Source organism: Paraburkholderia sp. CI2, from assembly GCF_014201055.1.
GTDB classification, from domain to species: Bacteria; Pseudomonadota; Gammaproteobacteria; order Burkholderiales; family Burkholderiaceae; genus Paraburkholderia; species Paraburkholderia tuberum.
The window spans coordinates 1-10,886 of record NZ_JACHDL010000028.1 but is presented as its reverse complement, the minus strand read 5'-3'; the positions used below and the strand labels follow the sequence as shown (position 1 = coordinate 10,886).

General features: G+C 62.4%; 10 protein-coding genes. 7 read left to right on the top strand and 3 right to left on the bottom strand.

Features of this window, described 5'->3' with window-relative positions; all coding sequences use genetic code 11:
- Nucleotides 1-51: 51 nt before the first annotated feature.
- The 3 genes from HDG32_RS29580 (at nucleotide 52) to HDG32_RS29570 (ending at nucleotide 3,043) form a co-directional block, all read left to right on the top strand.
- A complete protein-coding gene (locus tag HDG32_RS29580; RefSeq protein ID WP_184072736.1) occupies nucleotides 52-1,377 on the top strand; it encodes a ferric reductase-like transmembrane domain-containing protein in 1,326 nt (441 codons plus the stop codon).
- A 176-nt stretch (nucleotides 1,378-1,553) separates the two neighbouring features.
- Nucleotides 1,554-2,324, top strand: coding sequence for a tetratricopeptide repeat protein (locus HDG32_RS29575; protein ID WP_184072734.1), 771 nt, complete (start codon nucleotides 1,554-1,556; stop codon nucleotides 2,322-2,324).
- Between the two features lie 20 nt (nucleotides 2,325-2,344).
- The gene (locus HDG32_RS29570; protein ID WP_184072732.1) at nucleotides 2,345-3,043 is read left to right on the top strand and encodes a hypothetical protein; all 699 of its coding nucleotides are present in this window, start codon (nucleotides 2,345-2,347) and stop codon (nucleotides 3,041-3,043) included.
- 336 nt (nucleotides 3,044-3,379) lie between these two features.
- Here the strand turns inward: HDG32_RS29570 and HDG32_RS36780 are convergent, their stop codons facing one another.
- The gene (locus HDG32_RS36780; protein ID WP_260336640.1) at nucleotides 3,380-3,640 is read right to left on the bottom strand and encodes a hypothetical protein; all 261 of its coding nucleotides are present in this window, start codon (nucleotides 3,638-3,640) and stop codon (nucleotides 3,380-3,382) included.
- A 22-nt stretch (nucleotides 3,641-3,662) separates the two neighbouring features.
- On the opposite strand from HDG32_RS36780, the gene HDG32_RS29565 reads away from it, so the two are divergent.
- Together HDG32_RS29565 and HDG32_RS29560 are read left to right on the top strand one after the other, a co-directional pair.
- Nucleotides 3,663-5,441, top strand: coding sequence for an arabinofuranosidase catalytic domain-containing protein (locus tag HDG32_RS29565; protein WP_311540515.1), 1,779 nt, complete (start codon nucleotides 3,663-3,665; stop codon nucleotides 5,439-5,441).
- Between the two features lie 267 nt (nucleotides 5,442-5,708).
- Complete coding sequence (locus HDG32_RS29560) at nucleotides 5,709-6,098, top strand: hypothetical protein (protein ID WP_184072728.1); 390 nt, start codon at nucleotides 5,709-5,711, stop codon at nucleotides 6,096-6,098.
- 62 nt (nucleotides 6,099-6,160) lie between these two features.
- Here the strand turns inward: HDG32_RS29560 and HDG32_RS29555 are convergent, their stop codons facing one another.
- Together HDG32_RS29555 and HDG32_RS29550 are read right to left on the bottom strand one after the other, a co-directional pair.
- Nucleotides 6,161-7,510, bottom strand: a complete 1,350-nt coding sequence (locus tag HDG32_RS29555) for an MFS transporter (RefSeq protein WP_184072726.1) — start codon at nucleotides 7,508-7,510, stop codon at nucleotides 6,161-6,163.
- Between the two features lie 209 nt (nucleotides 7,511-7,719).
- On the bottom strand, nucleotides 7,720-8,358 hold the full coding sequence (locus tag HDG32_RS29550) for an ATP-binding cassette domain-containing protein (protein WP_260336639.1): 639 nt from the start codon (nucleotides 8,356-8,358) through the stop codon (nucleotides 7,720-7,722).
- A 234-nt stretch (nucleotides 8,359-8,592) separates the two neighbouring features.
- Between HDG32_RS29550 and doeA the strand changes: the two genes are divergently transcribed.
- Both doeA and HDG32_RS29540 read left to right on the top strand, forming a co-directional pair.
- The gene (doeA, locus tag HDG32_RS29545) at nucleotides 8,593-9,813 is read left to right on the top strand and encodes an ectoine hydrolase DoeA (protein ID WP_184072724.1); all 1,221 of its coding nucleotides are present in this window, start codon (nucleotides 8,593-8,595) and stop codon (nucleotides 9,811-9,813) included.
- A gap of 66 nt (nucleotides 9,814-9,879) precedes the next feature.
- On the top strand, nucleotides 9,880-10,575 hold the full coding sequence (locus tag HDG32_RS29540) for an alcohol dehydrogenase catalytic domain-containing protein (RefSeq protein WP_260336638.1): 696 nt from the start codon (nucleotides 9,880-9,882) through the stop codon (nucleotides 10,573-10,575).
- Nucleotides 10,576-10,886: the final 311 nt, after the last annotated feature.

The window sequence follows — 10,886 nt, the reverse complement described above, 5'->3', positions numbered from 1 at the left end:
ACGCGGACTGAGCGCGAGCGGGACCGCCGCACCCGGCATGGAGAAGCACCGATGCAGTTTCGAGATCTCGTGCACAAGGCCGTCTGGTCGGTCATCTATCTACTGTTCATTCTCGCGCCGCTGTTTGCGCTGCTGACAGGCACGCTCCCGCCCGCGCGCAACTTCGGCACCGAATTCTCGGTAGCGCTCGGCTATTCCGGACTCGCGATGATGGGCCTGCAATTCGGCCTCACCGCGCGCTTTCGTCACGTGACCGAGCCGTGGGGCGAGGACGTTATCTATCATTTCCATCGACGCGTGTCGCTGCTCGCGGTCAGCCTGGTCGTCGTGCATCCGCTGATCCTGTTCGCGATCCGCTCGGACAAGGTCGCGATGCCCGACTCGCTGCTCGAGGTACCGTGGGGTGCGTGGTTCGCGTTCCTGTCGATCGGCTCGGTGATCGTGCTGGTGATCACCGCGTTATGGCGCAAGCAATTGAAGATTCGTTACGAGCTGTGGCATCTGTCGCATATCGGGCTCGCGCTCGTCGCGATCTTCGGCGGCGTGCTGCATATGATCGGCTGGGGCTTCTACCTGACCGATCCGTTCAAGCGCACGCTGTGGATCTGCATGACAGCATTCTGGGTAGCGCTGCTGCTGTACGTGCGTCTGTTCAAGCCGCTCTTCATGATCAGACGTCCGTACCGGATCGCGGAAGTGCGCGCCGAACGCGGCGACACGACGACGCTCGTGATGCAGCCCGACGGCCACGCTGGCTTTCGCTTCAAGCCCGGCCAGTTCGGCTGGCTCAACGTGTGGGGCAGCCCGTTCAGGATCACCGGACATCCTTTTTCGTTCTCGTCGAGTGCCGAGGCCGCGAACGGCCGTGTCGAAATGACGATCCGCAATCTCGGCGATTTCACGAGCCAGGTGAAGACGATCGAAACAGGTCGGCGTGTGTATCTGGACGGACCGTATGGCGCGTTCACGATCGGGCATCCGACCGACATGCACGTGCTGATCGCGGGCGGTATCGGCATCACGCCGATGATGAGCATGATCCGCACGCTCGCCGATCGCGGCGACCAACGTCCGCTCGTGCTACTGTACAGCGGCAAGACTTGGGACTCGCTGACTTTCCGCGAGGAGCTCGATGCGCTGAAAGCGCGGCTCGATCTGCGCATCGTCTATGTGCTGTCGGACCCGCCCGAAGGCTGGAGCGGGGAAGTCGGGCGCATCGACGCCGCGATGTTCCGGCGACATCTACCGCCCGAGTTCGCCGATCACGAGTATTTCATCTGCGGCCCGGACTCCATGATGGATGCGATCGAAACGGCGCTCGGCGAAATGAAAGTGCCGCGCATCCGCTACCATTCCGAACGCTACAGTTTCGTCTAGGAGACTTGCGATGCGCCGACTGTTGGCCAACCGTCTCGTCGTTGCCACCGGCGTGATCGTCGTGGCGTTGTCGCTTCTATTCGCGTATCTGCGGGTCGGTTCGCTGCATTAGGGCCCGGTTACGCCAAAGACGGGCTCGCGGCGCGCTTTTCCTCATGCTCGAAGGTTGAATCGATATGCCCTACTTTTTTGGAATTGGTCTTCACGTTTTCATCGCGATCTTTTTCGCCGTCCACGCGATGCGCAATAACCAGGGCATCTACTGGCTATTCATTCTGTTTGCTTTTCCGCTGCTCGGCAGTGTCGTGTACTTCTTCGCGATCTATCTGCCGGATCTGCGCCACTCGCGCGGCGCGCGGGTGGCCACGCAGGCGATCACGCAATTCGTCGATCCGAATCGCGCGCTGCGTGAAGCGCGCGCCGCTTTCGACCGCGCGCCGACCGTGCAGCATCGGATGCGGCTCGGCGAGGCCTTGCTCGCGGCCGGCAATCCGCGCGAAGCGCTCGAACATTTCCAGACCGCGGCGAACGGCCCATTTGCAAACGATCCTGCGCTGCTGCTCGGTCTCGCGCGCTCGCAGTTCGCGCTCGGCGACTACACGGCCGCGGATGCGACGTTGGCGAACCTGTTCTCGGTCAATCCGCGGGCACGCAACCAGGGCGAGCCGGCGCTGCTGAACGCGCGCACGCTGGCCGCGCGGCATGCGCCGGGCGCACGCGCGGCATTCGAACAGGCGCTGACCTGCGCGACCGACGTCGCGCCGCGCTGCCTGTTCGCCGACTGGCTCGCCGCGCAACCGGAAGATGCGGACCGCCGCCGCGCCGGCGCGCTCTATGCGGAAATCGTGCAGGACGCCAAACATTGGCCGCGCCACGCGCGCGAGCATAATCGCGAGTGGCTGCAACGGGCGCAGGCGGCGTTGGCGGCCGGCGCGGCTCGAACGTGAGCAAGCCGAGGAGAACTTCGATGCGACGCACGACCCGGTCTTTTGCTTCGGCGCCGTACGCGGCGATTGCGGCGATGGCTTTCGGTGCCGCCGGCGCTTCGACTTCCGCGCAGGCCGCTGGCATCGAGAAACCGTTCGAATGGCCCGCGTCGTTCGTCGTGCTCGGCGATGGCTATCCGCACTCGGGCGATACATGCCGGCGGCTCGGCGAGTCGGCCGCGACCGTGAACTATCTCGACCATATGGCGATGCTGGTCGGCTGTCCGGGCTCGCGCGACGGCGCCGCCGTGCGCGCGATCGCCAGGCATCAGCGGCACGCGCGCGTGGTCGGCGAAGCGGATGGCGTAACGCTGATTTCGATTTCGACTGAAAGCGCTCAGGCCGGCTCGCATAACGGCCACGGGCCCGTGAAGGAATCGCCTATCAGCGCGAGCGGCACTTTGCCGTGCGAGCGTGGCAACGGACAGACCAAAACGATGTGCAAGTTCGGCGTCGTGCATCACAGCGATCGATCGACTACGGTCGTGGTCTACTGGCCCGATGGCGCCACACGGGCGATTTTCTTCGGCGTCGACGGCCGGGTAGTCGGCACGGCCGCGTCCGCGAGCGATCGGCCGATGCCCGGCGACACGCTGACGCGCAAGCATGCCGGCATCAATCTGATTTCAGTTGGCAATGAGCGCTACGAAGTCGAGGACACGGTTCTGTCCGGCGATTGAATTGCGTTGAAGCACATTGGCGCAAGCCATCCGCGGTCGAACGCCTGATTCGACGCGCGTCACGATCCTTTCTATCCACTTCGCTTCACACCCTCGCGCAGACCGGCATGCAGCATGCCGCGCCGCACAAAATATTAGTAATAATCCAATAAAGACTCTAGTTTATGCGGAATGCGCATGCCGCGAGCAGTTCGGATTCTTTCATTTTCATTCAGTTCGCATGGGGATTACCCCATGCCGTCAAATCAATATTATTGATTAATATTATTACCTGCCGGACGTTCGGCGCCGGCCTACGGGCTGTCTCGATTCTTTATCCAGATCAACTAAGTGTTTTCAACCGATCAGCGGTTCAACAGGAGGGGTCATGATGTCCAGAAGAATGGGATTAGTGGCGGTCTGGCTGGCGATGGCCGTCGGACTCGCCGCATGCAATGGCGACAATAGCGGCGCGTCGACATCGCCGGTGGCGAACGCGGCCACCTCGAACGCGGCGCCGATCAGCAATGCATCGCAATCGAATTCGAATGCATCGGCGGACAACAACGCGACGACGGCTATTCCACTGCCCTGCGACGTTGCCGCCACGGCCAACACGCCCTGCTCCGCCGCGCACAGCGTGACCCGACTGCTGACGAAGAACTACACGGGCCCGCTGTTCCAGATTCAACGCGCGTCCGACAACACGACGCTCGATGTCTATCCGTACACCAACAGCACGCTGAAAGGCGGTGACCGTTCGCTGGTCGGCTCGGCGAATGTGCAGAGCACGCAATCCTTCTGTAACAACACCACCTGCTCGGTCACCTACATCTACGATCAGATCGATCTCGTTGCGCCGCTGAAAAACGGCGCGTTCGGTAATGTCCCCGCGACGCTGACGCTGAACCAGGACGGCACGGAATCGCTCACCGTACAGAACGGCAGCACAACGACCACCGTGCCGGTCCTCAACGGCTTCGCGACGATCACGCTGCCCGGCACCTCCGGCGCCTTGACCGTGCAGTTGGCGCAACCGCCGACCGCCTTGACAGCGCAGGCGCCGACGCAGCAACTGACGATCGGCAACGACTTGCCCGCGCTTACCGGCACGCCGGCCAAACTCGCTCTCGTTACGACGAACGGCGTGCAGATTCCTGCTCTCGGCACCTTGGCCGGCCAGGCCTATCGCAAACGTTTCGGCACGGTGAACCAGTCGATCGGCGATAGCGAAATCGCCGAGTACATGGTGGCCGGCGCGCACTACAGCCAGTCGTCGACCTGCTGCGGCACCTACGGCAACATGGAGAACAGCGCGAATCCGAGCACCTATTCTCACGGCGAAGTGGAAGGCGAAATGTTCGCACTCGCGTTCTCGAACGGCAACGCGGCCGTGTTCGGCTATTGCGACGGCGACTCGATCCAGCCGTCCAACGTGAAGGATCCGGTGTGCAATGCGCTCGATACCAACTGGCCGGGCGTCGATGCCGAAGCCGGCGTCTATCTGTATGGTCCGCAGCAGCCGGCGAAGGAGAAGTTCGTGACGGTGCTGTCGAAGTATTCGCCGGTCACCGCGTCGAATCTGTTCGCGGTCAAAGGCGGCTCCGCTTCCCAAAGCGTGTTGACGTCGCTGTACGATCAGACGCCGCCTGAAGCGCTAAACTTCGGCAACGACGCCGGTCACGCATTCAACGGCCAATGGCAAGGCGGTCTGTCGCTCGGCGAAGGCGGCGACGGTAGCGCCGCGCCGATCCAGTTCTTCGAAGGCGCGATCATCACGAAGGCGACGTCCGATACGACCGACAACGCGATCCAGGCGAGCATCGCGAGCTTCTACGGGCCGCCGACCAACGCGGCCGCGTCGGCCTGTTACGCGAACAACCTGATCAACTCGCCGCTCAATCTCGCGACGCCGGATGCGTGGTTCCAGTCGAGCGGCGGCACCGCCGTGCCCGCCACCGACATCTCCGGCGTCGATCGCGGCGCCGCGACGGTCACGAGCACGAACGGTTCGGCCGTGTCGAACATTCACGAAGTGATCCGTGTGCAGGGCGGCCAGTCGTACACGTTCACCGACTACGTGCTCGCCACCACCAACGCGACGGTGTTCCCCGGCGGCTCGATCCAGACCGACGACCCGAGCGGCACCGAGTTCGGCTGGGTGCTGAACACCAACACCGGCGCGATCGTGCGCGGCACGTGGGGCGCGGGGCAAGCGACGGCGCTGAGCGCGGTGAAATCCGGCAACTGGTGGAAAGTGACGATGACGCTGACGGCACCGGCGGGATCGAACAACGCGCAGGTATTCATCGATCCGCCGACGTCGAGCAGCGCAGGCGTGCGCTCGCAGCAGGCCGCGTATCTGAGCGCGACGCACTACTGCCCGAGCCTCGCGATCCTGAGCGGCGCGAAGTCGTAAGCACGGTCAGCGCGACGCAGTCATCGATGATTCGTTGACGCGTCGCGCAATCGAAGGCACACTCGCTCACCATGCAAGCCCTCAAGTACCGCCCGACTGCAAAGCATCATCATGCGCATGCCCGCGTGGGACTGCCTGTGGGGACTCGCATACGCATACGCCGCTAGACATCATTCGCAACGACATGCGCCAGAAAGCCCCGCCGGCAACGACGGGGCTTTTTGTTTTCCACGACCTTATCCGCTCATCGAACGAAGGATTGCCGCCATGACACAGGAAGCACAGCCGCCTGCCGTATCGAAGCCCTTTGCGACGCCCATCGATCTATACCGCGTGCTTGCACGCGTATGGGCCGGCGATACGTCGAGCCCCGCGCACGCGTGGTCGTCGACGAATCCCGCGCAGAATCATTGCAGCGTGACGTCTCTGATCATGCAGGACTATTTCGGTGGCGAGATTCTGACGACGCGTACGTCGGGGGGCACGCACTTCTACAATCTGATCGACGGCAGCAGATGGGATCTGACGGTCAGCCAGTTTGCCGAGCCGATTCCATTCGACGATACGCGTTCGAGTCGTGAGGCGGCGTTCGCTGATACGTCGCGGGAGAAATACGAACTGCTGAAGTCGAGGCTCGCGCAAAGCCAGCTGAAATAAACGCTCAATCAAACACGCGTGGCCGAACTGCATCGATACGCGGTTGGCCACGCCATGTCACTTCAACCAATCACTTCCTGCTTCCCCGGAATGCCTTGCCCGCGCAACGAACACCCGCGCGTTTCAGGCACGTAGATCAACGCAATCGCCCCCACGACGCACGCGGCCATCATGTAATAAGCGGGCACCAGCGCATTGCCCGTATGCGCGACCAGCCATTCGTTCGCCATCGGCGCCGTGCCGCCGAAAATCGACGTCGACACGTTATACGCAATCGCCATCCCCGCGTAACGGACCTGGGTCGGAAACATCGCGGGGAACATCGCCGAGATGCTGGCCAGTTGCGGCACGTACAACAGCCCGAGCACCGCAAAGCCGATGAACGCGCCCGCCACGCCGAGCTTCATCAGCAGGAACATCGGAATCGCCGCGACGAACAGGCCAATCAGCGAAAACCACCAGACGTTCTTGCGTCCCACGCGATCCGAGAACGTGCCCGCGAACGGCAGAAACACCATCATCGCGAGCATGCCGATCAGCGGCACGAGCAGGGACATGTTGTCGCTCATGCCGAGCTGCTTCTGCATGAAAGTCGGCATATAGGCGAGCAGCACGTAGTTGACGACATTCAAAGCAACCACGAGTCCACCGAGTTGGATCAGCGGTTTCCAATAGTCGCGCAGCAATGCCTTCAGCGTGACGCAGCTATGCTGCTCCTTGTGCATCGTTTGTTCGAGCTCGCGAAAGACCGGCGTGTCTTCGAGCCTGGAGCGCAGATAGAAACCGATCAGGCCGAGCGGCGCTGCAATCAGAAACGGCAGACGCCATCCCCACGCATGCATTGCCGTGTTGCCGAGCACGACGGAGCAACCGAGCATCAGAAACGCACCGAGCGAGAAGCCCGACAGCGTCGCGAATTCGAGGAAGCTGCCACAAAAGCCGCGCTTATTGTCCGGCGCGTATTCGGCCATGAAAGTCGCCGCGCCGCCATATTCGCCGCCCGTCGAAAAGCCCTGGATCATCCGCAGAACGACGAGGATAACCGGTGCCCACCAGCCGATGCTCGCGTAAGTCGGCACGAGTCCGACCAGCAGCGTTGCGACCGACATCAGGATGATCGTCAACGCGAGTACGTGCTTGCGGCCGAGGCGATCGCCGAGCGGCCCCCAGAACAATCCTCCTAGCGGACGCACGAGAAACGAAATGGCGAACGTCGCGAGCGCGAACAACGTGGCCTGCGCGGTGCTGCCGGGAAACAACGCGGCCGAAATATAGCTCAGGCCGTAGGCGTAAATACCGTAGTCGAACCACTCGGTCGCGTTTCCGAGTGCCGACGCCGCGATTGCGCGTCGCAGCAAGCTGCGCGCCTGCGGTTGCGCGCTCTGCGCGTTCCATGAATGTACGTAGTGCATGTCTTCTCCTGGGGTGTCTCTATGCGACACAGGCAATGTCGCCCGAATCCACGATACCGGCGACCCGCGCCTGCAACGATGTTCTAGGACGATGCAGGCATCGGGGTTTTCCATAAAGCCTGCAACGGATGCGGTAATCCGTACGCGTGCGTCGGCGACGCGTCGCGCGCGTTCGGGAAAAACAACATGATTGGCGTCGCGCAGCGTTCTCAGCGCATCAGCGACGGCAGCGTCATCAAATGACCCTGCTGTGGCCTCGCCTCGTTCTCGCCGCAAAGGTCGAGCGCGCGCCTCTCCGCCGATTCACGGCTCTCGCCCTTCGTCAGCATCGGCGCGAGCGTCACGTTGTCGAGCACGCTCTTGTGCGGAAACAGATTGAAGTGCTGAAACACCATGCCGATCTTCTCGCGCATCTTCTGCAGATGCCGTTCGTTCGCAGGCACCATCTGGCCGCCGCGCGGCATATGGAACAGCTGTTCGCCGTCCACTTCGATATGGCCGCCATCGATCGTCTCCAGCGTCATCAGGATGCGCAGGATCGTCGTCTTGCCTGATCCCGACGGACCGATTAGCGCGAGCTTCTCGCCGGGCATCACGCCGAGCGACAGTTCGTCGAGCACGGTCAGCGCGCCATATCGTTTCGTGATCCGGTCGAGCCGGATCAATGGCTTGCTCGCCGGGCTTTCGTGTCGGTGCACCGGCATGTTCGCGGGCGCGGCCGTGCGCCCGGATGAATGACTCGCCGGGGCGATGCCTGAAGCGCTCAGCAAATCGGTGACTCGCGCGGTGTTCATATCGATTCGATCCCGTTCGTCGTACATGTAGTGCGAACCAGAATACGCAGCCATATTTGCGATCCAGATTGCTCTAGAACAATTCTTTTTACGCGCGGACAAGGGCGGCGCAGCGTGCACTGCAACAAACATCCACCGTCTGTCGATAACGTCACGAACATTGAACTAGCACATTCAGCGGCGTTTTTTCGCGGCATTAGACTGCGGCGAGAGATACACGTGGACGCCCCGTTCACTTGCACCGGGCGCCACTTTCCGCAACGACGTCACGCTCAGAGAGAGGGGAAGATGTCAGATACGACGCTACACGAATCGCGAATTGAGGCGCCCGTCGTGCGCCTGCCGTTCGAACGCGACGAGTACGCCGCGCGTCTTGCCAAGACGCGCAAGGCCATGCAAGCGGCCGGCATCGAACTATTGATCGTGTCGGACCCGACCAATATGGCCTGGCTCACCGGCTATGACGGCTGGTCGTTTTACGTGCATCAGTGCGTGCTGCTCGCGCTGGATGGCGAGCCGGTCTGGTTCGGCCGCGGTCAGGACGCGAACGGTGCCAAGCGCACCGTCTTTATGCAGCACGATCAGATCGTCGGCTATCCGGATCATTACGTGCAATCCACCGCGCGTCATCCGATGGACTACCTCGCGCGCGACGTGATCGCCGCACGCGGCTGGGCCAACGCGAAGATCGGCGTCGAAATGGACAACTACTATTTCAGCGCCGCCGCTTATCGCTCGCTCGTCGCGCATTTGGCCGATGCGAAGTGGCAGGACGCAACCGGCCTCGTCAACTGGCAACGCGCGGTCAAATCGCCGCGCGAGATCGAGTACATGCGCGTGGCCGCGCGCATCGTCGAGAAGATGCACGCGCACATCGTCGAGCGAATCGAGCCGGGCATGCGCAAGAATGACCTCGTCGCGGAGATCTACTCGGCAGGCATTACCGGCATCGACGGTTATGGCGGCGACTATCCGGCGATCGTGCCGCTGCTGCCGACCGGCGCCGACGCGGCCGCCCCGCATCTGACCTGGGACGACACGCCGTTCGCGAAGGACGCCGGCACGTTCTTCGAAATTGCCGGCTGCTTCAAGCGTTATCACTGCCCGCAGTCGCGCACCGTCTACCTCGGCAAGCCGCCGAAGCATTTCATCGAAGGCGAACGCGCGGTGGTCGAAGGGATCGAAGCCGGGCTCGCCGCGGCGAAACCGGGCAATACCTGCGAGGACATCGCCAATGCATTTTTCGCGGTGCTGCATAAATACGGCATCGAGAAGAACAGCCGCTGCGGCTATCCGATCGGCGCGAGCTATCCGCCGGACTGGGGCGAGCGCACGATGAGCCTGCGCCCTGGGGACAAGACCGTCCTCGAACCCGGCATGACGTTTCACTTCATGCCGGGCCTGTGGCTCGACGACTGGAGCCTCGAAATCACCGAGAGCATTCTGATTACGCGGACCGGCGTCGAGACCTTTTGCAGGACGCCACGCAAGCTGTTCGTCAAACCGTGATCGCGCGGGCGTCGTGCCCGCGTGAACTCGCGAAGCACGACCGCCCGTTTCAACGAAAGGGGAAACATGCTTCCGAAAACGATGAAGGCCGTCGTGCTGACCGCGCACGGCGGCCTCGACAAACTCGTCTATCGCGACGACGTGCCGGTGCCCTCGTGCGCGGCTGGCGAGGTACTGATCGACGTCACCGCATGCGGTCTCAACAATACCGACGTGTGGGTACGCCAGGGCGCCTACGGCACCGACGACGATCCGCAAGCGGTGTCGACGTGGCGACGCGGCCGCTCGACGCTGACGTTTCCGCACATTCAGGGCGCGGATATCGTCGGACGCGTGGTCGCGGTGAGTCGCGGCGTCAGCGACGCGCGTATCGGCGAGCGCGTGATCGTCGACGCGTCGATTTACAACCGCGACGACGACAGCCTCGCCGATATCGACTACATCGGCCACGGCCGCGACGGCGGCTACGCCGAATACACGGCCGTGCCCGCGGAAAACGCGCATCGGGTCGACTGCACCTATTCCGACGCCGAACTCGCCACGTTCTGGTGCGCTTATCACACCGGCGAGCAGATGATCGAACGCGCGGCCGTCAAGCACGGCGAAACGGTGCTGATTACCGGCGCGTCCGGCGGTGTCGGCTCGGCCATCATCCAGCTATGCCGCGCGCGCGGCGCGATTCCGTATGCGGTGGTCAGCAAGGGCAAGGAAGGATTCCGGATCGGCATTATGGCGGCGAAGCCGCGCATTAGCTTTCGGTAACTCTCGGTGCAATAGGAATATGCGAGCCCGCCCAGCAAGGCGGCCTTTTTTTCGGCCATGGCAATCAGAATTTTCCAAGTCGGGTGCGGATCGTGGTTTCGTTCAAATCGACGATCATCCGTCGATAATCGCCTCCTGTGACGGACTCGCCGCCTATCGGAGAATCGTCGATACGAACCCTGTGGGCCTCAGGTTCATTTGCCGTTGGACAATGCTCAATACCGAAATGAGCCTGGAGAGCGGGAACTGGAAGCGGATATTCCTGATAGTTGATCGTTGATTGAAGCCATCAGTTTAAAGGCATGGGTCGA